The organism is Erythrobacter sanguineus (assembly GCF_900143235.1).
In the GTDB taxonomy this organism is placed as follows: Bacteria; Pseudomonadota; Alphaproteobacteria; order Sphingomonadales; family Sphingomonadaceae; genus Erythrobacter; species Erythrobacter sanguineus.
In genome coordinates, this window is record NZ_FRDF01000007.1 from 19,302 (window position 1) to 40,983 (window position 21,682).

21 protein-coding genes, 1 tRNA gene and 1 pseudogene are annotated in these 21,682 nt (G+C 64.1%); 8 read left to right on the forward strand and 15 right to left on the reverse strand.

Annotated features, from left to right (window positions below; genetic code table 11):
* Positions 1 to 85: 85 nt before the first annotated feature.
* Complete coding sequence (pdeM, locus tag BUA05_RS06925; protein ID WP_072673944.1) at positions 86 to 793, reverse strand: ligase-associated DNA damage response endonuclease PdeM; 708 nt, start codon at positions 791 to 793, stop codon at positions 86 to 88.
* Between the two features lie 104 nt (positions 794 to 897).
* Between pdeM and hemF the strand changes: the two genes are divergently transcribed.
* Both hemF and BUA05_RS06935 read left to right on the forward strand, forming a co-directional pair.
* The gene (hemF, locus tag BUA05_RS06930; protein ID WP_072673945.1) at positions 898 to 1,755 is read left to right on the forward strand and encodes an oxygen-dependent coproporphyrinogen oxidase; all 858 of its coding nucleotides are present in this window, start codon (positions 898 to 900) and stop codon (positions 1,753 to 1,755) included.
* A gap of 96 nt (positions 1,756 to 1,851) precedes the next feature.
* Entirely contained in the window at positions 1,852 to 3,942 is a 2,091-nt protein-coding gene (locus BUA05_RS06935; protein ID WP_072673946.1) for a RelA/SpoT family protein, read from the forward strand.
* A gap of 2 nt (positions 3,943 to 3,944) precedes the next feature.
* Here BUA05_RS06935 and BUA05_RS06940 read toward each other — a convergent pair whose 3' ends face one another.
* Positions 3,945 to 4,460 (reverse strand): CBS domain-containing protein, encoded by a 516-nt coding sequence (locus tag BUA05_RS06940; RefSeq protein ID WP_072673947.1) that lies wholly within the window; start codon positions 4,458 to 4,460, stop codon positions 3,945 to 3,947.
* A gap of 121 nt (positions 4,461 to 4,581) precedes the next feature.
* Positions 4,582 to 5,673 carry a peptidylprolyl isomerase gene (locus BUA05_RS06945; RefSeq protein WP_072673948.1) on the reverse strand — a complete coding sequence of 364 codons (1,092 nt, stop codon included), beginning with the start codon at positions 5,671 to 5,673 and terminating at the stop codon, positions 4,582 to 4,584.
* Positions 5,674 to 5,776: 103 nt separating this feature from the next.
* Here BUA05_RS06945 and BUA05_RS06950 point away from each other — a divergent pair.
* From BUA05_RS06950 to BUA05_RS06960, 3 genes and pseudogenes are all read left to right on the forward strand, one after another.
* A tRNA-Ser gene (locus BUA05_RS06950) sits at positions 5,777 to 5,867 on the forward strand.
* A 56-nt stretch (positions 5,868 to 5,923) separates the two neighbouring features.
* Positions 5,924 to 6,454 (forward strand): annotated as a pseudogene (locus BUA05_RS06955) (IS6 family transposase); the annotation flags it as partial.
* Between the two features lie 228 nt (positions 6,455 to 6,682).
* On the forward strand, positions 6,683 to 7,120 hold the full coding sequence (locus BUA05_RS06960) for a Rossmann-fold NAD(P)-binding domain-containing protein (RefSeq protein WP_178139155.1): 438 nt from the start codon (positions 6,683 to 6,685) through the stop codon (positions 7,118 to 7,120).
* A 164-nt stretch (positions 7,121 to 7,284) separates the two neighbouring features.
* Here BUA05_RS06960 and BUA05_RS06965 read toward each other — a convergent pair whose 3' ends face one another.
* The 8 genes from BUA05_RS06965 to ung all read right to left on the reverse strand — a co-directional run bounded on the left by BUA05_RS06965 (position 7,285) and on the right by ung (position 14,089).
* On the reverse strand, positions 7,285 to 7,632 hold the full coding sequence (locus tag BUA05_RS06965) for a Rieske (2Fe-2S) protein (protein WP_211277597.1): 348 nt from the start codon (positions 7,630 to 7,632) through the stop codon (positions 7,285 to 7,287).
* 285 nt (positions 7,633 to 7,917) lie between these two features.
* Positions 7,918 to 9,585: a sulfatase-like hydrolase/transferase gene (locus BUA05_RS06970; RefSeq protein WP_072673950.1), complete on the reverse strand. Its 1,668-nt coding sequence runs from the start codon at positions 9,583 to 9,585 to the stop codon at positions 7,918 to 7,920.
* On the reverse strand, positions 9,582 to 9,995 hold the full coding sequence (locus tag BUA05_RS06975) for a DUF1330 domain-containing protein (RefSeq protein ID WP_072673951.1): 414 nt from the start codon (positions 9,993 to 9,995) through the stop codon (positions 9,582 to 9,584). The genes BUA05_RS06970 and BUA05_RS06975 overlap by 4 nt, the downstream gene beginning before the upstream one ends.
* Complete coding sequence (locus BUA05_RS06980; protein ID WP_072673952.1) at positions 9,992 to 10,900, reverse strand: haloalkane dehalogenase; 909 nt, start codon at positions 10,898 to 10,900, stop codon at positions 9,992 to 9,994. The genes BUA05_RS06975 and BUA05_RS06980 overlap by 4 nt, the downstream gene beginning before the upstream one ends.
* Before the next feature lie 60 nt (positions 10,901 to 10,960).
* Positions 10,961 to 11,878 carry a formylglycine-generating enzyme family protein gene (locus tag BUA05_RS06985; protein ID WP_072673953.1) on the reverse strand — a complete coding sequence of 306 codons (918 nt, stop codon included), beginning with the start codon at positions 11,876 to 11,878 and terminating at the stop codon, positions 10,961 to 10,963.
* Positions 11,875 to 12,495, reverse strand: coding sequence for a TetR/AcrR family transcriptional regulator (locus tag BUA05_RS06990; protein WP_072674045.1), 621 nt, complete (start codon positions 12,493 to 12,495; stop codon positions 11,875 to 11,877). The genes BUA05_RS06985 and BUA05_RS06990 overlap by 4 nt, the downstream gene beginning before the upstream one ends.
* A gap of 110 nt (positions 12,496 to 12,605) precedes the next feature.
* The gene (locus BUA05_RS06995) at positions 12,606 to 13,403 is read right to left on the reverse strand and encodes an enoyl-CoA hydratase (protein ID WP_086616463.1); all 798 of its coding nucleotides are present in this window, start codon (positions 13,401 to 13,403) and stop codon (positions 12,606 to 12,608) included.
* Positions 13,403 to 14,089, reverse strand: coding sequence for a uracil-DNA glycosylase (ung, locus tag BUA05_RS07000; RefSeq protein WP_072673954.1), 687 nt, complete (start codon positions 14,087 to 14,089; stop codon positions 13,403 to 13,405). Before ung ends, BUA05_RS06995 begins: the two co-directional genes overlap by 1 nt.
* Positions 14,090 to 14,170: 81 nt before the next feature.
* Between ung and BUA05_RS07005 the strand changes: the two genes are divergently transcribed.
* From BUA05_RS07005 to BUA05_RS07015, 3 genes are read left to right on the forward strand one after another with little or no spacing between them, the layout of a single operon-like run.
* Positions 14,171 to 14,791: a ribonuclease D gene (locus tag BUA05_RS07005; RefSeq protein WP_072673955.1), complete on the forward strand. Its 621-nt coding sequence runs from the start codon at positions 14,171 to 14,173 to the stop codon at positions 14,789 to 14,791.
* 13 nt (positions 14,792 to 14,804) lie between these two features.
* On the forward strand, positions 14,805 to 15,473 hold the full coding sequence (gene lptC / locus BUA05_RS07010; RefSeq protein ID WP_072673956.1) for an LPS export ABC transporter periplasmic protein LptC: 669 nt from the start codon (positions 14,805 to 14,807) through the stop codon (positions 15,471 to 15,473).
* Positions 15,473 to 16,045, forward strand: coding sequence for an LptA/OstA family protein (locus BUA05_RS07015; protein ID WP_072673957.1), 573 nt, complete (start codon positions 15,473 to 15,475; stop codon positions 16,043 to 16,045). The genes lptC and BUA05_RS07015 overlap by 1 nt, the downstream gene beginning before the upstream one ends.
* Before the next feature lie 10 nt (positions 16,046 to 16,055).
* Here BUA05_RS07015 and BUA05_RS07020 read toward each other — a convergent pair whose 3' ends face one another.
* The 4 genes from BUA05_RS07020 to leuS all read right to left on the reverse strand — a co-directional run bounded on the left by BUA05_RS07020 (position 16,056) and on the right by leuS (position 21,656).
* Entirely contained in the window at positions 16,056 to 17,459 is a 1,404-nt protein-coding gene (locus BUA05_RS07020) for a sugar transferase (RefSeq protein ID WP_072673958.1), read from the reverse strand.
* A gap of 104 nt (positions 17,460 to 17,563) precedes the next feature.
* Entirely contained in the window at positions 17,564 to 18,628 is a 1,065-nt protein-coding gene (locus BUA05_RS07025) for a DNA polymerase III subunit delta (RefSeq protein WP_072673959.1), read from the reverse strand.
* Complete coding sequence (lptE, locus tag BUA05_RS07030) at positions 18,625 to 19,137, reverse strand: LPS assembly lipoprotein LptE (protein WP_072673960.1); 513 nt, start codon at positions 19,135 to 19,137, stop codon at positions 18,625 to 18,627. The genes BUA05_RS07025 and lptE overlap by 4 nt, the downstream gene beginning before the upstream one ends.
* The gene (gene leuS, locus BUA05_RS07035) at positions 19,137 to 21,656 is read right to left on the reverse strand and encodes a leucine--tRNA ligase (RefSeq protein WP_072673961.1); all 2,520 of its coding nucleotides are present in this window, start codon (positions 21,654 to 21,656) and stop codon (positions 19,137 to 19,139) included. Before leuS ends, lptE begins: the two co-directional genes overlap by 1 nt.
* Positions 21,657 to 21,682 lie beyond the last annotated feature (26 nt).

The window sequence follows — 21,682 nt, forward strand, 5'->3', positions numbered from 1 at the left end:
GGACGTGATATGGGGTGTTCTCCTGTGGTTGCTTACGTGTTGGGCGCTCCATAGTGCGAAACGGGGGCGAGCGCCAGATGGAGTCTTACGCTGTTGCCTGCCAGAGCGGAAACCGGGCGATCCGGCCGCGCGCGGGCATCAGCGCCTCGATCTGGCGGGCCGGTTGCAGTGCGGCGAGGATCTCCGGCGCGCCTGCGTCCATGCCTCCGGTGAGCGTGCCGAAGGCGGGCAGGATCATCCGTTCGGCTCTGGCGGCACCGCGCCCAAGCACAGCGCAAGGCCGGGCGATGTGGCGGCCCCGGACATCGACTCGCAGCTTGGGATGGTAGTGGCCCGACAGTTCAGGCGCGGTTTCCCCGGTGCGCGCTTCGTGGCGCAGGATGACCCCGCCCAGTTCGAGTTCGGGCAGGATCGTTCCGCCAAAGCCTTTCGGCAGCGCCTCGTCATGGTTGCCGGTGATCCACACCCAGTCGAGCGCGCGGGTCAGCGCCTCCAGCATCCCGGTGCAATGCGTGTCCAAGCGCAATGCACCGGCATCATCGTGGAAATTGTCCCCCAGCGTGATCACCCGCCGTGCGCCGGTGATCCGCACAGCGTCGGCCAGCCGTTCCAGCGTGTCGCGGCTGTCATAGGGGGGCAGCATCTGGCCCCGCTGCGCATACCAGCTGGCCTTTTCCAGATGCAGGTCTGCCACCAGCAGCGCGCGTTCCGCCGGCCAGTAAAGCGCATGCCCCTGACCCAGCAGCAGTTCGTGTCTGGCAAAGGGGAAGGGGACGAACATAGCGGGAACCATGATCAGGCACTGCCCGCAAAATATCCGCTTGGCAACCGCCGATCCGGGGCTTGTGCGATGCGCTGGCTCGCCTATGCTGAGCATTGAATGACAGACGGGGTTGTATGACGGACTGGACACAGCACACGGCGCGGGCACGGACGTGGTTTGAATCTTTGCGCGATTCGATTTGCGCCGAATTCGAGGCGATCGAGCGCGAGGCGGGATCGGACGCAAGCTTTCAATACACCCCGTGGAACCGCGAAGAGGAAGGCAATCCCGATCCTGGCGGCGGCGTCCAGGGCTTGATGAAGGGCAAGGTGTTCGAAAAGGTCGGCGTCAATGTCTCGACCGTGCGCGGCAGCTTTGCCAGGGAATTTGCAGGCTCCATCAACGGGGCCAGCGCCGATGAACCCGGCTTTGTCGCCACCGGCATCAGTCTGGTCGCGCACATGACCAATCCGCATGTGCCTGCGGTGCATATGAACACCCGCTTCCTCACCACCACCAAAGCATGGTTCGGCGGCGGCGCGGATCTTAACCCGCCGATCCCCTACGAGGAGGATACGGAGGAATTCCACGCCGCCATGCGCGCCGCCTGCATGGGGCACAACCCGACCTATTACGAACGTTACAAGAAGTGGGCGGACGAATATTTCTACATCCCGCACCGGCAGGTGCATCGCGGGGCGGGCGGGATTTTCTACGACCATCTCGAATGCGTCGATGATGCGGCATTTGATCGCAATCTCGCCTTCACGCAGGATGTCGGCAAGGCGTTTCTCGACGTGTTCCCGGCGCTGGTGAGAAAGCGCATGGGCAGCGATTTCACGGCGGAAGACGAAGCCCGGCAGCTCGAATACCGGGGCCGCTATGCCGAATTCAACCTCGTGTACGACCGCGGCACGATCTTCGGCCTGAAGACCGGCGGAAATATCGACGCGATCCTGATGAGCCTGCCGCCAAGGGCGACGTGGTCTTGATGCGCAAGCTGGTGATGGCGCGCTACGTGCTTGTTGTGCGCGGCTGATCGGCGATAATCCTTGCCCCGCCGTTGTGCGGCGCACATATTCATTCCGATGCTCCGCCAGTACGAACTCGTCGAGAAGGTTCTCGACTACGATCCGCAAGCCGACGAGGCGATGCTGAATCGCGCCTATGTCTATACCGTGCAGAAGCACGGCACCCAGAAGCGCGCGTCGGGCGATCCCTATTTCAGCCACCCGGTCGAAGTCGCCGGATTGATGACCGACCTGAAGCTCGATCAGGCGACCATCATCACCGCGCTGCTGCATGATACGGTGGAGGATACGCTCGCCACGATCGAGGATATCGAGGCTCATTTCGGCCCCGAAGTCGCGCGGCTGGTGGATGGCGTCACCAAGCTTTCCAAGATCGAGACCATGCCGGAAAACGAGCGCGCGGCGGAAAACCTGCGCAAGTTCCTGCTGGCCATGTCCGAAGATATCCGCGTGCTGCTGGTCAAGCTGGCTGACCGGCTGCACAACATGCGCACCCTGCATTTCATCAAATCGCCCGAAAAGCGCCAGCGCATCGCGCGCGAGACGATGGATATCTACGCCCCGCTGGCCGAGCGCGTGGGGATGTATGAATACATGCACGAAATGCAGGCGCTGGCGTTTCGCGAACTGGAACCGGAAGCCTATGCCACCATCAATACGCGGCTCGAGCAGTTGCGTTCGCAGGATGGCGGGCAGGTCGATGCGATTGCCCTGAAGGTCAAGCAGCGCCTCGCCGAAGCGGGTCTGAGGGTCGAGGTCTACGGGCGCGAGAAGCACCCCTTTTCGATCTGGCACAAGATGGCCGAACGCCATGTCAGCTTCGAGCAGGTGACCGACATCATGGCCTTCCGTGTCCTCACCGACAGCGAGGAGGATTGCTACCACGCATTGGGTGTCCTGCACACGACGTGGCAATTCCTGCCGGGCAAGTTCAAGGACTATATCTCCACCCCCAAGACCAATGGCTACCGCAGTTTGCACACGTCGCTGATGTACGAAAATTCGATGCGGGTCGAAGTGCAGATCCGCACGCGCGAGATGCATCGCCGCAACGAATTCGGCCTCGCGGCGCACTGGGCCTACAAGCAGGCCGACAAGGCCGACGGGCAGGTGGGCTGGCTGCGCGACCTGATCGAGATTGTCGAACAGAGCCATGATGCCGAGGAACTGCTCGAACACACGCGCCTTGCGATTTATCAGGATCGGATCTTCGCCTTCACGCCCAAGGGCTCGCTGTTCCAGCTGCCCAAAGGCGCGACCGCAGTCGATTTCGCTTTTGCCGTTCACACCGATCTGGGCCTCGCCTGCGTCGGTGCGAAGATCAACGGCAGGCACATGCCGCTGCGCACCCCGCTGTCTAACGGCGATGTGGTGGAGATCATCAAGAACCCCGGCGCTGCGCCGCAATTGTCGTGGCTGGCCTTTGTCGTCACCGGCAAGGCGCGCGCCGCGATCCGCCGTGCGGTTCGCCTGAAGGAGCGCGACGAAGTGGCCGCGATCGGATCGAAACTGTTCGACGAGATCGCCGCGCGCGTGCCCGCCCGCATCGGCAAGAAGGCGATCAGGGGCGCGCTCCAGCGCCTCGACATGGATGAGCCTGATGACCTGATGTACGCCATCGGCGCGGCCAAGCTGACCGACCGTGAGGTGATGGAGGCGCTTGTCCCGGGCTGCACCGCCGGGTTCGAGGAGGACGAGGAGTGGTCGCGGCGGGAACGGGCGATCTCGATCCGGGGTCTGACGCCGGGGGTCGCCTTCGAACTTGCCACCTGCTGCCACCCGGTGCCGGGCGACCGCATCGTCGGCATCCGCCGCAAGGGCGAGACCGTGCTGGTTCACGCGATCGACTGCCTCGAACTGGCAAGCGGGGTGGATAATGACTGGATCGACCTTGCCTGGGGCAACCGTTCTGTCGGCGCGGTGGGGCAGTTAACAGTGACGCTGTATGATCGCCCCGGCACGCTGGCGGAAATGGCGGGCATTTTCGCCCAGAACAAGGCGAATGTGACCACGCTGGTGCAGACCCAGCTCGATCATCCCTTTACCAGCTACGATATCGAGATCGAGGTGCAGGATCTGGCCCACCTTAACCGTATTCTGTCCGCCCTGCGCGCCAGCGATGCGGTGGCGCAGGCGGAACGGCAGTAGGCTCAGATAAAGGCCAGCAGCACTGCAACGAGGATCACCGAATAGGCTGCGATCCCGCCGGCAATCGCGATCGGGTTGAAGGCGGGGGCAAGTGTCGCCTGCGCCATCTGGCCAAGCTGGCTGAGCAGTTGCGGCCAGGTATAGGCGACGAAATCGCCCTGACTCATGACCGCAACGAGGCGCTTGTCCTGGTCCACGATCGGCAGGCGGCGGAAGCGTTCGTTGCTCATCACCTGCAACCATTCGAGCACGTTGTCGTCCTTGTCCGCCATGCGAACGTCCGAAGTCATGACGGCACTCACCGGTGTGGTCCTGGGGTCGCGCGCATCACCGATCACGCGGCGGAAGATGTCGCGTTCGGTCATCACGCCAAGCACGCAATTGTCCGCATCGGTGATGAAGATCGAACCGAAATTCTTGTCCGCCATCTGCGTCACCGCGTCGAAAACGGTTGTTTCGGGCGGGCAGGTCAGCGGCGGGGCTTTGCTGTGGAATTCCTTGCGGTCGCCGATTTTCATCTTGTGCGCTCCCTTTGGCTGGATGGTGCCACGGATTGAAACGCGCAGGAAAGGCAAGGGTTCCGTAAGGGAAATTCTCTCCCCTCGCTTGAGGGAGGGGCTGGGGGTGGGTGCTCGAAGCTTATTGCGAAGCCGCCACCTGCCGCACGGGCGCACGGATGTTGCAGATATCCGCGCCGCCTGCGGGGACGATGAAGAACGGATCGCGGCGGTTGGCGATGGCTTCGGCATAGGCCGCGAAGGTGGCGCTTGTCGTCGAGAGGTATTCGAAGCTTGGTCGCTCGCTCGCGGGAAGATCACTTGCCACCCGCACCGACAGGATCGGCGTGCGCTTGGCGGCTTCCTCGGCGGTGTAGAACCCCAGCGCCCCCGACCCGCGCGGCAGGCTGGAGAGGTGCTCCATCCCCTCGATCACCCGGCTGACCAGCGCGATATTGCGATCAAGGTGGCGCGGCGCATGGCCGATCACGGTATAAAGCTCCGCGCCCGATCCGGTGTCGGGGGAGTAGTTCCGCCCGACGCCGACCATGCCGTAGCAGTGAGTGGGCCAGAAGGCATCTCGCGCGATCCCGATCGGCCAGCCGGCGACAAATCCGGCAGCTTCCGCATAGGCATCCTTCTGCATGAGAGCCAATCCGGGAAGAGGGCTCGGCATCGCAATCGTGGGCCTTCCGGCCCGGCTCGCCTCGCGCGCGGAGGCCTCGCGTTCCGCGTTCCGGGCCGCGATCTCGGCGCGCTGGCGCGCCCGTTCGATAAAGGCATCGCGGATTCGCTGAAATTCCGGATCGGGATCGTTGAGCGTGTAGTCGCGCTCTTCCATCACTTTCAGCCCTTGCGGCAGGGGCTTGGGCTCCCCCGTTGCCTCGGGGTTGTCGTAATTGGGATCGCCCCACTGGGTGACGTAATTGTCCTGCACCCGGTTGACCGAGATGCCGTCATACCACCCGGAGCGCGCGAACAGCCGGATGTTGTGCACCCAGCCCTGGCTGAAGGGCGCAGGGATAAGCTGGATCACCACCTGCCGCGGCTTGCCCTCGGCGTCGGGTGCGAGGGTCATCACCAGCAGATCCTCCGCCGGGATCGCCATCCAATCGGCAGCGGGCGCGGCGGCGACGATTTCCGAAGGCGCAGGCGCTCCCTTCGGCTCCTCTTGAGCGGACAGCGGCAACGAAAGGGCGAGGGCTGCGGTGGCAGCCAGAAGCAAAGTTCGCATAAGTCTTGTGGTGCCACCACGCGCCTTGCGAAGCAATCCATTCGCGGCTAGTGGCGCGAGCTTGTTGCGCTACCGCTTCGCTGCCCGGGCGCGTGCAACATACGGAGCGGTGGCCGAGTGGTCGAAGGCGCACGCCTGGAAAGTGTGTATACGTCAAAAGCGTATCGTGGGTTCGAATCCCACCCGCTCCGCCAATACCCCCAGCACCAGTCTCTGGTTTCAGGGTCGCCGGCAACTCGCTGAGAACAGGCCGATGTTCGCGGCAGATATCCGGCGCCAGCGTGTGAGTCGGATGAAGGGCTTTCAGCAGTGGCGCTGGCACCTCGACGAGGTCTTCGTAAACATCAATGGCGAGCGCCACTACATGTGGCATGCAGTCGATCACGAGGGCGAAGTCCTTGAGAGCTATGTCACGAAGAAGCGCGACAGATCCGCCGCGTTGGCGTTCCTGAAGAAAGCGTTGAAGCGTCATGGTGGGGCCGAGACAATCGTCACCGATGGTCTGAAATCCTATCCAGCAGCGATGCGTGAACTGGGCAATCTCTAGCGCCGGGCTAAGGGCCGCTGGCTCAACAATCGAGCGGAAAACTCGCACTTGCCATTTCGACGACGAGAACGCGCGATGCTACTATTTCGGCAAATGAAGTCGCTACAGAAGTTCGTCTCGGTCCATGCAAACGGCCACAATCACTTCAACTTGCAGCGCCACCTCGTCGACCGTCAAACGTACAAGACCTGCCGCTCGGCCACCCTGGTTGAGTGGCAGATCCTCATCGCCTGACCTGTGGCTGGGAAGGGGACCTCTGCGCTGATCGGAGGCGAGTTGCGATTGGACTGACAGCACCCCACCGGCTGCACTCGGATAGCAGCGGGGTTTCGTTAACCTTATCGATATCAATCTGAATTATCAGCAGACTTACCCCGTCCAGCGGATCGCAGCCGCCGTGCCTCCGTGTGATCGACATAAACACTTTCCCAAGTGCGAAAGCAGTGATGGTTCCAAGACGCGATGCATAGCTATGGAAGTCCCCAAGATGGCACCGGCCTGATCGGCCATTCCGGCTTCGTCGGCGGCGCGCTGCTGCGGCAAGCGCGGTTTGCTGCCTGCTTCAACAGCGCCACGATCGCTGCCATCGAGGGGCAGTCGTTTGGCACGCTGGTATGCGCCGCCGCGCCGGGCTCCATGTTCGAAGCCAACCGTGCGCCGACCCGCGATGCGGCGCAGATCGATGCGTTGATCGCGCGGTTGTCGGGAGTGCGGGCTGAACGGTTCGTGCTGATATCGTCCATCGCGGTGCTGGCGGATTTTGCCGGCGGCGATGACGAAGCCACGCAGGCGTTCCAGCAGACCCTCGCCTATGGTCGCCATCGCCGCGCGTTGGAGGCATTCGTCGAACGCCATTTCGCAAACAGTCTGATTATCCGCTTTTCTCGACAGGTTTCTTGATCGCTGCGCCAGCTTCGAAATCACGCAGCGCGCCCAGACTGCGCCAAGCCCGCGCTTCAACATGGTCAAGGTGATGAAAGGGCGTTTTGATCCGGCGTGATCAGTCAGGCTCGGCGCGTCGTTCGGCCACCATGGAAAGCCGAGATCTCAGGAAAGGCCCGTTTTCACCGGGGCGGGCTGTCCTGGGAACTGGCCCATATGCTGCCAGCTTTCACGGTCAGTTCTACCGGGGTGAGCGACTGACCAAGGCAGGCACCGAACAGGCACTGGCCGTCACCAATGGCAAAGCGCGCTCCATGTCCGGCGCACACGATGTATTCGCCATCATGGCTGAGATAGGCATCTTTCCTCCACGCCATCGCTGCGCCGGGAATGTGCGGGCATGAATTGCGATAGCCGTGAAGTTGCCCGTCCTTGCGCACGACGAACATCGTATCGCGAGCGCCCCCTTCGGGAGCGAACCCGCGGGCCGTGCCTTCGGCGATATCGGCAAGGGCGCACAGTTTGATCAATTCAGGCAACGATAGGTCCGGCTGTGGTCAATGTGGCGGACCGCCTCCCGGCCCCCAGAACGTCTCGTAACCTTTGTTCTTGAACCGCGTGCCCGCGGTCAGCATCGCCATCGGACCTTGAACGTGAAAGGCGAGGTGTTCGATCCCCTGCATGTGCAGCGGTGTTTGCAGGCAAAACAGCGAATGGTGAAGTTTTGCGGCTATCTGGGTGTGTGAGGTAGTCACCACAGGGCGCGGATGCCTTGACGTCCTGGCCGGGGGCAAGCCCCTCGCCTGCCGCTCAGCTCAGTTCGGCCAGTAAACGAACTCGTCGTCCGGCTCGAACGGCTCGGCCAGCGTCTTGTCGATTCGTACCGGCATCGAGAGGGTGCTGGCATAAAGCGGCTTGCGGCTGTCACGATGATGCGCCGCGAGCAGGGCTTCGAGCGCGGCGCGGCGGGCCGGCTGGGCGGCGGCAAGGTTGGTGCGTTCCTCCGGATCGCTGGCGAGGTTGTAGAGCCACACCTTGTCCTGCTTCGCGTTCACCTGCAGCTTCCAGTCCCCGTCGCGGACTGCCTTGTAATAGCCGCTGCTCCAGAACAGCGGCGCGTCGGCGCGGTCTTGCGTGCCGCTGCCGGTCAGCGTCGGCAGGAGGTTGCGTCCGTCGATGGCGACCCCTTGCGGAAGCGCGGCGGTGCCTGCGGCGGCCAGCGTGGGCATAAGGTCGACATGCGCGGCCGGGATCGGCACTTGCGTTCCGGGCGCCACGCGGGCGGGCCAACGCACGAATAGCGGCACCTTGATGCCGCCCTCGAAGAAACTGCCCTTGCCGCCGCGATAGGGCGCGTTGAGCCCCGAAAGCCCGATGTAACCCGGCGCGCCATTGTCGCTGGAGATTACCACCAGTGTGTTGTCGGCCAGCCCTTCGGCGTCGAGCTTGGCCATGATCCGCCCGACGCTGCGGTCGAGCGCGCGGACCATGGCGGCATAGACCCGGAGGCGGTGCGGGCCGATATCGCCCACCGCCTCATAATCCGCGCGCGTGGCCTGCAGCGGCGTGTGCACGCCCCAGTGCGACAGGTAGAGGAAGAAGGGCCGGTTGCGGTTCGCCTCAATCACCTTGAGCGATTCGTCGGTCCAGTAAACGGCAAGATAGCCGCCCGGGACGAATTTCTCTCCGCCATTATAGCTGGTGACGAAACGCGCCGAGGCCCACAGAAAACGGTCGATCGGATCGAAATCGACCCGCGCATTGACAACTTCGGGGTGATCTTCGGGCAGGTGCAGCAACCCGTCGAGGTTGAGGCTCTCGTCAAAACCTTGCGCGTTGGGATGGAATTGCGGCGCGTTGCCGAGATGCCACTTGCCGATATGGACCGTATGATAGCCGCGCGTCTTGAGCACCTCGGCGATCGTCACCTCCTCGGGCGGCAGCCCCTGCTGCTCGAACGGCAAGGCTGCGGCGTCAGCATCACCATCGTATTCGACCGGCGGCTGGTCGGGCTGGAGTTCGCGCGACATCATCGCCACCAGACGCGGCATGCCCTGCGGGGTCGGGGTGTATTCAAATCCGGTGCGGGTGGCATAGCGCCCGGTCATCAGCTGCGCGCGCGAGGGCGAGCAGGTGGCATTGCCGGCATAGGCCTGGGTGAAGATCGCGCCCTCCGCCGCGAGGCGGTCGATATGCGGGGTCGGAACCCGTCCATCCGCGACCCCGCCGCCGAAGGTCGAAAGATCATTGATGCCAAGATCGTCGAACAGGATGAAGACGATATTCGGCGGTCGTTCGGCCGGCGGTTGTTCGGCGCGCGCGGGGCCTTCCTGCCACGGAACCGGACGGTTGGCGGCAACCGCGATGCTGCCGCGAAAGCTCACATAGGCGAGCAGCAGCGTGATGCGGTTGAGATAGGCCGCCGTGCCGAGACCCACCGCCAGCACCGCCACGCCAAGCAGGATTTTCTGCCAGCGTTTCATCCGCCGGCTGCCTTGGTGCGGATGTTGAGCTGCCCGGCCAGCCCTGCATCACGGTGCCGGGCAATCGCCTGATACTCGGGCGATTGCACCATCTCCAGCATCGCCGCGCGCGAGGGATATTCGGCGATGGCAACCATGTCCCACAGCTCCTCGACCTCGCCCAGCAACAGGTCGGTGACCATGCCGCTGAAGCGCACCGTGCCGCCCACCGCCGCAAGACAGGCCTGCACCCCGACAGCATAGCGCAGATAGGCTTCGCGCCCAGAAAGCCCGGGATCCGAACCATCGGGATAGGCGGCCTTGTCCTTGAACCTGAGGAGATTGACCATGCACATCGGCCCGTCCTCCTGCCCCGCAAAGAATGCCATGGCCTGTTCGGGCGAGGGGTGAAGATGGTTGGTGACCTTCATGGCGCTTTGCCTTTGGCTGCGATGTCGAGGATCGCCGCAACAAAGCCTTGCGGATCGTCCTCCTGAATGAAATGTCCGCCCTTGAGCGTGCGGTGCAACTGGCCCGCAGTTCCGGGCACGCGGCCAATGAAGCGGCTTTCGCCGCCGCGCGTAATCGGATCGCGGTCGCTGAAGGCGCAAAGGAACGGCTTGTCGAAGCGCTCGAACACCTCCCATGCGCGCTGCTGGTCGGGCACGGCAGGGTTGCCGGCAAAGGGCACGAGGCTGGGGAAGATCCGCGCCCCGGCTTTGTAGCGCGCATCGGGGAAGGGGGCGTCATAGGCGGCGATTTCCGCGGCGCTCAGTTCACGCCTGGTGCCCTTGTTGATGATCCGGCCGATCGGGAAGAACGGACTCCATTGCGAAAAGCCACGCCAGATCGCGAAGACACGCGGTGCCGGGCCGCCTTCGGGCAGGCCGCCGTTCGACAATACCACCCCGGCAAAGCGATCGGGCATGGCTGCCACCAGCCTGAGCCCGACGAGCGAGCCCCAGTCCTGACACGCAAGTGTGATGCGCGAAAGATCCAGCGCCTCGACCCATTGGCGCATCCATTCGACATGGGCGGCGTAGGTATAGTCGGACTTGGCCGCCGGCTTGTCGGACTTGCCGAAGCCGATCAGATCGGGGGCGAGCACCCTGTAGCCAGCGGCAACCACCGGGCCGATCATATGGCGATAAAGATAGCTCCAGCTCGGTTCGCCGTGCATCATCAGCACCACCGGCGCATCGCGCGGGCCTTCGTCGATATAGTGGATGCGCAAGGGTGCTGCAGCGCGCGGATCGGCGATCTCGAGGTAATGCGGCGCGAAGGGAAAATCGCTCAGCCCTTCGAAGGCCGCATCGGGGGTGCGCAGAATCTCCAACTCGCCCTCTCGCCTTTGCCTATCTATTGACATGATGAATGTCATTATAATGCGGCGCGGTCAATCCGCAGGCGGCGGCCTGTCATTATCGACCAGCCGGAAGCCGATATGATCAGTGCCGAGCCCGCGTTCCTGAAACTGCCGCGCTGCGGGCCGGTAGCGCGCACAATAATTCGCCGCGCACAGGTAGGATCCGCCCTTGATCACGCCGGCCGGTTCGACCGCATCAGCGCGTGAGCCGGAGGTGCTGGTCCATTCCCAGACATTGCCGATCATGTCGTGGAGCCCGAACCCATTGGACGGAAAGCAGCCGACCGGTGCGGCTCCGGCAAAGCCATCTTCCACAAGGTCCTTCACCGGGAAGACGCCCTGATAGTAATTGGCCTGCGGGCGGCCTTCCGCATCGACCGGTTCGGGCAGGGCGGGCGCGCCGGCCCGTGCGGCATATTCCCATTGGGCCTCGGTCGGCAATTGCCTGCCAGCCCATGCAGCATAGGCCTCGACATCCTCGTAGGCGACCTGCACGACCGGGTGGCGTTCCTTTCCGGCGATGGAGTCCTGCGGGCCGGAAGGGTGCTGCCAGTCCGCGCCCGTCACCCAGCGCCACCATGTCTCCCCCGGTTGCGAGGGGGCCTGGAACACCGCCGATCCCGGTTGCAGCATCTCTGCCGGCGCGCCGGGGATGGCAGGCGGCGCGCGTTCGGCCATGGTGCGGTATCCAGTCGCCGCGACGAAGGCTGCAAACTGCGCATTGGTCACCTCGTGGGTGTCCATCCAGAAGCTTTCCACCACGGCCACGCTTGGCGGGCCTTCCTCGGGATAGATCGGGTTCTCGCCCATGGTGAAACGCCCACCGGGCACCCACACCATCGCATCGCCTGCAAGGCCGGTGCAGGATGCCGCCGCAGGCTCTGGCGGGGCTTCGCAGCCCGCCAGCAGTGCGGGGGCAAACAGGCAGGTCAGCGCAATCCGTTTCATGCCTCTGTCCAGCGGGCCATCGCGTCATCCAGCAGCCGTAGCACCACCGCCTTGGCTTGCTCGACCGGCAGGCCCTGATCATGGCGCAGCAGCCGCCATGTGTTGAAGCTGAGAATTACGCCCAGCGCTTGCGCGCCCACACCGTCGGCCCGGACAGCCTCGGGCAAGTGCGCGCCAAGCGTTTCCGCTTCAAGCCGCAGCAACCGCTGGTAGTCCTGCATCAGGTAAGGGGATTCAAATCGCCGCACATTGGCCGATATGCGAAACGGCATGATCGTCTCGAAGATCCGGGCGCGACGCCCGGCAAGGTCATGAATCCTGTCCTTCCAGCCCGCACCTTCCGGCGGGCGCAACAGGATCGGGAGAACCTGGGCCTCGATCGCCTCGGTCATCTCGCGGTAGAGCGCATCCATGTCCTTGAAGTGCCGGAAGACCGATCGCAGCCCGACCCCGGCGACTTCGGCCACCTGCGCGGCGCTGGGCGCGACCTCGCCCTTTGCCACCAGATCGAGCATGGCGGCGGCGATGCGCGACCGGCTCGACCGGCTGCGTTCGCGCCGGCCATCGGCAAGCGGACCTTTGGCGGACGGAATGCGGGGAATTCTGGATGTAGCCATTGCTTCGAAACCTTCCGGGGCCGTCGCGGGCACGGTGTCGAAATCGCTATGATATGGCATTGTTAATGTCAATTAATGCGCAAGCAGTGCCATCGTCAGCTGCGCGCGACTTAGCCCTGCGGCGCGGAATTCTGGCGCCCGCGCTGTTGTACTGCGGCGCGGCGGGCCTCGACTTCCTCCGGGGCGACGGCGGAGTTGGCAGCGCTGGAACGTTCGGCCTCGAGCGCCAGCCCCTCACCGAAGCTCATGGCAAAGCCATCGTCGATCAGGCGTTTGTAGGTGGCCAGAAAGCCCGGATCGATCCCCGCCATGTCGCTCGCCAGCCTGCGGGCGAGCCGGAGCAATTCATCGGGCGCGACCACGTGGTTGACAAGGCCCCAGCTATGCGCCGTCGCCGCATCGAGGAAGTTGCCGGTGAAGGCGAGTTCTTTTGCGCGGGAGATCCCGATCATCCGGCTGAGCTTCTGCGACAGCCCCCAGCCCGGCACGATCCCGACCCTTGCATGGGTATCGGCAAAGCGCGCATTGCTGCTCGCCACCAGCACATCACAGGCGAGCGCGACCTCGAAGCCGCCGGTAATGGCGACGCCATTGATCGCGCCGATTACCGGCTTGCAGCAGAGTTCGATCGCCTTGACCGGATTATCCGCCGGATCGGTCGCATTGGCGCTGCCTAGCGCGCCGGCCTCGCTGCCGAGTTCCTTGAGGTCGAGCCCGGCGGTAAACGCCCGCTCGCCCGCGCCGGTCAGGATCACGGCGCGCACATTATCGTCCGCGTTGACTGCGCGCATCACCGCGGCGAGCCGCTGGCGCAGCGCGCGGTTGAGCGCATTCATCGCTTGCGGGCGGTTGAGGGTGACGGTGGCGATGCCATCCGCGACTTCCAACAGAACCACATCGTCGGACATCACAATCTCCAGTCTATCGCGCCGCGCCCGCGCTGCTCCAGAAAAGCATTGGCCTGGCTGAACGGGCGCGAGCCGAAAAAGCCACCATGCGCCGACAGCGGGCTGGGGTGGGCAGAAGTCAGTATCAGATGCGTCGGGCCATCTCGCAGGGCGGGGATACGCCCCGCCTTCTTGCGCGCATGGCTGCCCCACAGGATGAATACGGTTGGCACGTCCCGCTCGGCGACCGCAGCAACGCAGGCATCGGTGATTGCATCCCACCCGCGTCCAGCGTGGCTGCCAGCCTGCCCGGCCTCTACCGTGAGCGTGTTGTTGAGCAACAGCACGCCTTGATGCGCCCACCGGGTAAGGTCGCCGGTCACAGGGCGCGGCAGGCCGAGATCGCTTTCCAGTTCCTTGTAGATATTGGCCAGCGAAGGCGGCGGGCGCACGCCGTCCCGTACCGAAAAGGCAAGGCCATGCGCCTGCCCCTGACCATGATAGGGATCCTGCCCGAGGATAACGCAGCGCACCTGATCGAGCGGGGTCAGCGAAAGCGCGGTCAGCCGTGTTCCGCGAGGGGGATAGACCTGTTTGCCCGCCGCCTCTTCGGCCTTCAGCCAGCCGCCCAGCCGCCGCGCCTCCGGCGTCGCAAGCGCAGGCTCCAGCGCCGCGCGCCAGCTATCGGGAATTGTCTCGCTTGTCATCTCCGCAAGGCTATACCCTTGCTGAGGCGTCAGGCGAGTCTGCCCTTTCCCTCTTTCCCCAATCGGCGTAGGGCATCGTGCATGGCTGTGCATTTTCACGAGGAAGACCTGCCCGCTGGCGTATTGGCCGGCAGTGGCGCGATTGCGGTGGATACCGAGACCATGGGCCTCGTCACCCCGCGTGACCGGCTGTGTGTGGTGCAATTGTCCGATGGTTCCGGTGATGAACATCTGGTGCGCTTCAATCCCGGCAGCAGCTATGATGCGCCCAATCTCAAGGCGGTGCTGGGCGATCCGGCGCGCGTGAAGCTCTATCATTTTGCCCGCTTCGATCTTGCCGCGCTACATCACTATCTCGGGGTGACGGCGGGCCCGGTGTTCTGCACCAAGATCGCCAGCCGCCTGACCCGCACCTATACCGACCGGCATGGCCTGAAGAATCTGGTCGACGAATTGCTCGGGGAAAGCCTGTCGAAGCAGCAGCAGTCGAGCGACTGGGGCGGGCCGGTATTGTCCGATGCGCAGCGCGAATATGCTGCCAGCGACGTGCGCTATCTGCACCGCCTGCAGGGTGAACTGACCGTGCGGCTGGAGCGCGAGGGGCGGATGCATCTGGCCCAGGCGTGCTTTGATTTCCTTCCCGCCCGCGCCTTGCTCGATCTTGCCGGCTGGGCCGAGACCGACATCTTCGCCCACGCATAAGAACAGGCGCGCGATGGTCACCAGCCACACCCGGATCGAGACCAGCGAGGCCCGCGCCTTGCGCAGCCGCCGCCAACACTTTGCGGCGCCGGGCGGCGCGCATGACAGGCTGGTCGGCTTCCTTGCCCGCGCACTGCCGATGGCCGTCGGGGTCGTCGCCGCGCTGATGATCATCAGCCCGCTTTCTCCGCGCGGCGAGGTCAGCTTCCTGCTCGACCGCAACAAGGTTGCGCTGATCGACGAGCGTCTGAGCGTCGATAATGCCATGTATCGCGGGCGTGACGACACCGGACGGCCATTTTCGCTGATGGCAGGCGAAGCGGTGCAGCGGTCCAGCATTGAAGGGCTGGTTCGGATGCAGGATCTGGTTGCGCAGATGGTGCTTGTCGACGGTCCGGCGCGGCTCAGCGCGCGGGGCGGTGTTTATGATATAGATGCCGAGACCGTGGCGGTGGATGGCCCGGTACGGCTCACCGCCAATGATGGCTACACGATGATTGCAAGCGGGGTTGCCGTCGATCTCAAGGCGCGCGAAATGCTCGGCGATCAAGGCGTTACCGGCGAAGTTCCTGCCGGGACGTTCTCGGCCCGCAGCATGCGCGCCGATCTCAGCGCCCGCAGGCTCATGCTTGAAGGCGATGCGCGGTTAACCATGACCCCGGGTAAATTGAGGAAGCCGTGATGCCGCATCAGAATTCTCGCCGCCCGCTGCGCCGGCTTGTTATCGCCTGGGGCATTGGCGGCTTTGCGCTGACCTGCGCGCTGGCCAGCGGCATGGCGCTGCACGCTCAGGGCATTGCTGCGCATGATTCGCGCGCGCCGGTGGATATCGCCGCTGACCGGATCGATCTCCAAGACCGCGTCAACCGCGTGGTGTTCAGTGGCGGGGTGAGCGTGACGCAGGCCGGTCTCAACATCCGTTCTGACCGCATGCTGGTCAACTACACCGATGCGGACGGGCTCGAAATTCAGCGCATCACGGCGACGGGGGGGGTCACCATCACACGCGGTGATGAGCGCGCCAGCGGTGACAATGCGATCTACGATTTCAACCGCCGGATCATCACCATGGCCGGCGATGTCCGCCTGCGCCGGGGCAGCGACACACTCAATGGCGGGCGGCTTGTGATCGATCTGGAAAGCGGGCTGTCGACGGTCGATGGTAGCGTCGCGCGCAGCGCCGCTGGCGCTCCGGCGAATGGCAGGGTAACCGGCACATTCACTGTCCCGCAGCGGGATGACGACCAGCAATAGGCGCCAGCTTTCAGTAGGCGTTGTCGTGCTTGAGCACCATCACGGTCCTGAGCACGATCTTGATATCGCGCATCAGCGACCACTTGGCGATATATTCGAGATCGGATTGCAACCGGTCGGTGAGATCTTTCTCGAACTCGGTCGCACCGCGATGACCACGCACCTGCGCCAGTCCCGTGAGCCCTGGCTTGAGACAATGGCGCTGCCAGTACTTGCGATCGACTTCCCAGAAGAACTTGTTGTTGGCGCGGCTGCCCAACGCGTGCGGGCGCGGACCGACGATCGACATTTCGCCGCGCAGCACATTGATGAGCTGTGGCAGTTCGTCGATGCTGGTGCGGCGCATGAAGGCACCGATGCGGGTGATGCGGTCATCGTCGCGGGCGGTAGAGCGTTCGCCGTCATGGTCGAGCTTTTCCTCGCGCATGGAACGGAACTTGCGCATCTCGAAGAACTGGTTGCCGCGCCCTAGCCGACGCTGCACGAACAGCACCGGGCCGCCATCCTCCAGCTTGATCAGCAAAGCCACGGCGAGCAGCAGTGGAGAAAGCACAAGCAACCCGGCTGCGGCGACGGCGATGTCGAAGGCGCGCTTTACAATCCGCGAGCGCAGGCCGAGCGGGCCGGTCGAGACGACCAGAGTTGTGCGGTCGAGTTCGGCATAGCGATGCACGCCGACCGCGCCGAGGCTGTGCGCCGGCTCGCTGACGATTTCGCCGTAGACCCCGGCCGACTTGAGCATGAATGCCCACTGCTCGCGCCGTTCACGCGGGCAACTGATCACAACGTGATCCTGATTGCGTAACAATTTGCCCAGACGATCGAGCATGAAGGGGTCGTGACTGCCCGGATCGAGGTTGAATGCCCTTGCCGAAATCGCGACGGCATCGGGATAAAGGAAGCTGGAGCCGTCATCGTCGATCACAAGCCGGTTGGCGATCCGCCCGTTCCAGCGCCACTGAATGAGCATGGTGATGCTCCACCGCAGCGCGAACAGCATGATCGCGGTGAACAGCAGGCCAAGAGTTACCGCAGCCCGGGAGAAATCCTCGTTGGATTTTGTGTAGAACGCGACAAAATTGATGAGACCGGCTGAAATCACCAGAGCGATCAGCGCCTTGCGGGTTGCAAACAGCCAGTCGGAAAGCGCCTTCAGCCCGTAGGAGCTGTTGTAGAACGCGATCGTGAAGAAGGCGGGCAGCATCGCCTGCGCGGCGAGCATGGCGCGCGGTTCGGCCCAGCGGCCTTCCCACACCAGACTGCCAAGCGCAAAGGCGAGGTTGAACAGGGCGGCGTCGGCAATCAGGATCAGCGCATAGGTACGCAGACGGCGCCGGTCCAACGAGGGCGCAAGCTTGCTTTCGACATTCTCGTGTCGGACCGATTCCAGAAGTTTCGGCGTGACGAGATTCATGCGTACCTTCCCCCAAGGTGCGACCCTTACGAGGCATTACCTAGGGTTCCTTACATATAAAAGGGGTTTTTGTGCGACTGCGAAATGCAGCCTGTCACATTTTGCTACCGCTTCGCGGCATATCGGGCAATTTCGGCCAGTTCCTGCGCCAGCAGCAGTTCCGCTGCCTGGCTGTTGGCGAGCAATGTGCGGTGCAGTTCGGCCAGCCGCGGGATCAGCCTGTCGAGCCGGGTCACTTTGGCGCCGCGCTGGGCGGGCAGGCGCCAGCGATCAAATTGCTGTCGGATATCGCGATCTTCCTTGAAGAAGATGCCGAGCCGCGCCTTCTGCCCCTTGTCGAGCCGGTCGAACGAACCGCGCGGGCCGAGATGGGCGCTGATCTGCGCCAGTTGCGCCGCGCGCCGTTCCAGCGCCAGCGCAAGGCCGACCGGATTAAGTCCGATTTCGCGCATCCGCCTGATCTCGCCGCTCACCCGCCCGAGCTCGCCGCCGAGCACGGCATTGACCAGCGGGGCAAAGCCGTCCTCCTCGGTTGCCGCACCGATCGCGGCATGATCCTCGGGCGTGGCCGATTTGGGCGATTGCGGATCGGCATCGCAATAGAGCGCAAGCTTGGTGACTTCCGACTGCGCGAGCCGCACGTCCAGCCCGGCGCCTCGCGCAATCCGTTCGGCCAGATCGCCGCCCAGCCTCAGTCCCGCAGCGTCCGCCATGGTCCTGACCGCGCCTGCGACCGCAGAAAGGTCGGGCGGGTAGAACATCGCCACCAGCGCATCTTTCCGTTTTTCCAGCAGCTTGGCGGTGCGCGACTTGTCGGTCGCCGAGGTCGCCACCACAAGCACCGGCGCGGCTGTGCCTGCCCCGGCCTCACCTGTTTCGATCAGGACCTGCAACGCGTCATGCGCCTCCTCGCCGCTGGCGCGCACGACAATGTGCCGTTTGCCGCCGAACAACGAGTTGGAGCGCGCTTCGTCACCCAGCAGAGCAGGATCGCGCTTCAGATCAGCTCCCGTCAGCTCCACCCGTTCGCCTGCATCGGGGAGTGCGGCGGCAACACGGTTGGCTGCGGCACTGGAGCCTGCTTCGTCCGGGCCGCAGAAGAAAAAGATCGTCAGCCGTTCTATGCCGGCGGGCAGGCCGCGAACGAAATCGCTGCCTTTGGCCTTCATGGTGCCGCGGCAGCGCGCGCGCGCAGCGCCAGCGAGACCTGGGTTGCCATCTGTTCGGCGAGCTCAAGCGCGAGGTTTTCAAGCGCCTTCTGTTCGGCAGCGATCGTGGCATATTCGGATGAGACCACGTCGATCCCCGCATCCGATCCGGCGGTGGCATCGAGCAGGATTGCGCCGGAGGATGTATCGACCAGCTGGTAACGTGCGCGCAGGATCCGGCGTTCGCGGCTGATCGTGTCGTCGTTAAGCACGCCGAGCGCTTCGAGCGAATCGTCAAGCCGCACGTCGAGCCGGTAGGCCGACGCACTATTCCCGGCGACGCCCAGCCGATCCTGCAACGCATTCCTCACCAGCCAGCCGCCTTGGCCCGGAATCGCGGGCACATCCACCGCGGCGAGGCCTTGTGCCACAGCCGCAGAGCCGCCACCGGCATACATCGGCGAAAGCCCGCAACCAGCGAGGGCGGGCAGGGCCACAAGGGCGAGGAGCGAGGCAGGTTTTCCGGGCATCAGGTGACGATATTCACCAATCGGTCCGGTACGACAATGACCTTGCGAATCGCCGCGCCGTCAATCGAGCGCTGGAGATTGGCCGAGGCCAGCGCGAGTGCTTCGAGATCTTCCTTCGAGGAACCCTTGGGCGCGGTGACGGTATCGCGCAGCTTGCCCATGTGCTGGAGCGCGATGGTGACCTCGTCATCGACCAGCAGTGCGGGATCGACTTCGGGCCAGGGGGCATCGGCGATCAGGCCTTCACCCATCTTGGCCCAGACCTCCTCAGCGAGGTGCGGCATCATCGGCGCGGCAAGGTGGACGAGGGCGCGAATGGCCGCCGAGCGGCTGGCCGAAGGCGCGGCTTTTTCCGCCGCGCCGGTCAGCTCGTAGATGCGCGCCACGGCCTTGTTGAAGCCGAGTGCCTCAATGTCTGCGGCGACGGCAGCGATGGTCTGGTGGGTCTTGCGGTCGAGGCCCTTGTCCTCGCCGGTTGCGTCCGCGTCATAGGCCTGGAACAAGCGCCACAGCCGCTGGACGAAGCGCGCGCAGCCCTCGATCCCGGCATCCGACCACGGCAAATCACGCTCGGGCGGGGAGTCCGACAGCATGAACCAGCGTACCGCGTCCGCGCCGTGGCGGGCGATGATCGCATCGGGATCGACGACGTTCTTCTTCGACTTCGACATCTTGATGACACGGCCGACTTCGACCGGTGCGCCATCTGCCAGCAGCGTCGCGCCGTCGGAAGTGCGGTCGACTTCCTCCGGCCCGAAGAACACCGGCACGCCGCGCGCTTCATCGGTGCGGCTATAGGTCTCGTGCGTGACCATGCCCTGCGTGAACAGCGCGGCAAACGGTTCGGCCACGTCGATCTGGCCCATATGCGCCAGCGCGCGGGTCCAGAAGCGGGCGTAGAGCAGGTGCAAAATCGCGTGCTCGATGCCGCCGATATAGTGCTGCACCGGCATCCACTTGGCGACCTCTTCGGGGTCGAAGGGGCGGTCGGCGGGCTGGCTGGCGAAGCGCAGGAAATACCATGAGGAATTGGTGAAGGTGTCGAGCGTGTCGGTCTCACGTAAGGCAGGTTTGCTGCACTTGGGGCAGTCCACGTGCTTCCATGTCGGATGACGTTCGAGCGGGTTGCCGGGGATGTCGAAGCTCACATCCTCGGGCAGGGTGACGGGCAGCTGATCCTTGGGCACCGGCACCACGCCGCAGGTATCGCAGTGAATGAAGGGGATCGGCGTGCCCCAATAGCGTTGCCGCGAAACGCCCCAGTCGCGCAGACGCCAGACGGTGCGCCCCTCGCCCCAGCCTTCGCTTTCCGCGCGGGTGATGACGGCCTGTTTTGCGTCCTCGACACTCATCCCGTTGAGGAAGTCCGAATTGACGATCGCTCCATCGCCCGCTTCGGCCTCACCCTTGAACGGTTCGTCGGCGCGGGCCGGATCAGCGGCGACCACGCGCATGATCGGGAGTTCGTATTTGGTCGCGAATTCAAAGTCGCGCTGGTCATGCCCCGGCACGCCCATCACCGCGCCGGTGCCATATTCCATCAGCACGAAGTTTGCGATGAAGACCGGGAGGTCCGCACCGCTAAACGGATGCTTCGCTGTGATCGGCGTCAGATAGCCCAGCTTCTCCGCCGTCTCGACCTCGGCGGCCTTGGTGCCGCCGCGCTTGCACTGCTCGATGAAGGCGGCGACCTCTGGGTCGCCCGCCAGCCCTTGGGCAATCGGGTGATCGGCGGCGATGGCGCAGAAGCTCGCGCCGAAGATCGTGTCCGGGCGGGTGGTGTAAACCGGCAGCTTCCCGCCGTCGGAGAGGTCAAACGAGAATTCCAGCCCCTGCGACTTCCCGATCCAGTTCTCCTGCATCAGGCGAACCTTCTCGGGCCAGTCCTCCAGCTTCCCCAAGCCCTCTAGCAGATCATCGGCAAAGTCGGTGATTTTCAGGAACCACTGGTTCAATTTGCGCTTCTCGACCTCCGCGCCCGAGCGCCAGCCCTTGCCGTCGATCACCTGTTCGTTGGCGAGCACGGTCATGTCGACCGGGTCCCAGTTCACGGTCGATTCCTTGCGGTAGACGAGGCCCGCCGCAAACAGATCGAGGAACAGCGCCTGTTCGTGGCCGTAATATTCGGGATCGCAGGTGGCGAATTCGCGCGTCCAGTCGAGCGCAAAGCCGATGCGCTGCAATTGCGCCTTCATCTGCGCGATGTTCGTCCGCGTCCAGCCGCCCGGATGCACGCCCTTTTCCATTGCCGCGTTTTCCGCCGGCATCCCGAAGGCATCCCAGCCCATCGGGTGCAGCACTTCGAAACCCTGCATCCGCTGATAGCGCGCCAGCACATCGCCCATGGTGTAATTGCGCACATGGCCCATGTGGATGCGCCCGGAGGGGTAGGGGAACATCTCGAGGATGTAGCTTTTGGGCTTGGGACTGCCCGAATCGGCGGTGAAGGTTCCTGCCTCGGCCCAGGCATGCTGCCAGCGTTCATCGGCGACGGCAGGGTCGAACCGGGTGTCAGTCATGCGCGGTGTTCCGTTCGGGCCGGCTT

Coding starts and splice junctions, on each gene's coding strand:
- BUA05_RS06940 (WP_072673947.1), bottom strand. CDS start 4,460: ATGAAAATCGGCGACCGCAAGGAATTCCACAGCAAAGCCCCGCCGCTG.
- BUA05_RS06975 (WP_072673951.1), bottom strand. CDS start 9,995: ATGAAGGTCACCAACCATCTTCACCCCTCGCCCGAACAGGCCATGGCA.
- BUA05_RS07015 (WP_072673957.1), top strand. CDS start 15,473: ATGCCGCATCAGAATTCTCGCCGCCCGCTGCGCCGGCTTGTTATCGCC.
- BUA05_RS06995 (WP_086616463.1), bottom strand. CDS start 13,403: ATGTCCGACGATGTGGTTCTGTTGGAAGTCGCGGATGGCATCGCCACC.
- pdeM (WP_072673944.1), bottom strand. CDS start 793: ATGGTTCCCGCTATGTTCGTCCCCTTCCCCTTTGCCAGACACGAACTG.
- BUA05_RS06935 (WP_072673946.1), top strand. CDS start 1,852: ATGCTCCGCCAGTACGAACTCGTCGAGAAGGTTCTCGACTACGATCCG.
- BUA05_RS06945 (WP_072673948.1), bottom strand. CDS start 5,673: ATGCGAACTTTGCTTCTGGCTGCCACCGCAGCCCTCGCCCTTTCGTTG.
- lptE (WP_072673960.1), bottom strand. CDS start 19,137: ATGCCCGGAAAACCTGCCTCGCTCCTCGCCCTTGTGGCCCTGCCCGCC.
- lptC (WP_072673956.1), top strand. CDS start 14,805: ATGGTCACCAGCCACACCCGGATCGAGACCAGCGAGGCCCGCGCCTTG.
- BUA05_RS06985 (WP_072673953.1), bottom strand. CDS start 11,878: ATGAAACGGATTGCGCTGACCTGCCTGTTTGCCCCCGCACTGCTGGCG.
- BUA05_RS06990 (WP_072674045.1), bottom strand. CDS start 12,495: ATGGCTACATCCAGAATTCCCCGCATTCCGTCCGCCAAAGGTCCGCTT.
- leuS (WP_072673961.1), bottom strand. CDS start 21,656: ATGACTGACACCCGGTTCGACCCTGCCGTCGCCGATGAACGCTGGCAG.
- BUA05_RS07020 (WP_072673958.1), bottom strand. CDS start 17,459: ATGAATCTCGTCACGCCGAAACTTCTGGAATCGGTCCGACACGAGAAT.
- BUA05_RS07005 (WP_072673955.1), top strand. CDS start 14,171: ATGGCTGTGCATTTTCACGAGGAAGACCTGCCCGCTGGCGTATTGGCC.
- ung (WP_072673954.1), bottom strand. CDS start 14,089: ATGACAAGCGAGACAATTCCCGATAGCTGGCGCGCGGCGCTGGAGCCT.
- BUA05_RS06960 (WP_178139155.1), top strand. CDS start 6,683: ATGCATAGCTATGGAAGTCCCCAAGATGGCACCGGCCTGATCGGCCAT.
- BUA05_RS06970 (WP_072673950.1), bottom strand. CDS start 9,585: ATGAAACGCTGGCAGAAAATCCTGCTTGGCGTGGCGGTGCTGGCGGTG.
- hemF (WP_072673945.1), top strand. CDS start 898: ATGACGGACTGGACACAGCACACGGCGCGGGCACGGACGTGGTTTGAA.
- BUA05_RS07025 (WP_072673959.1), bottom strand. CDS start 18,628: ATGAAGGCCAAAGGCAGCGATTTCGTTCGCGGCCTGCCCGCCGGCATA.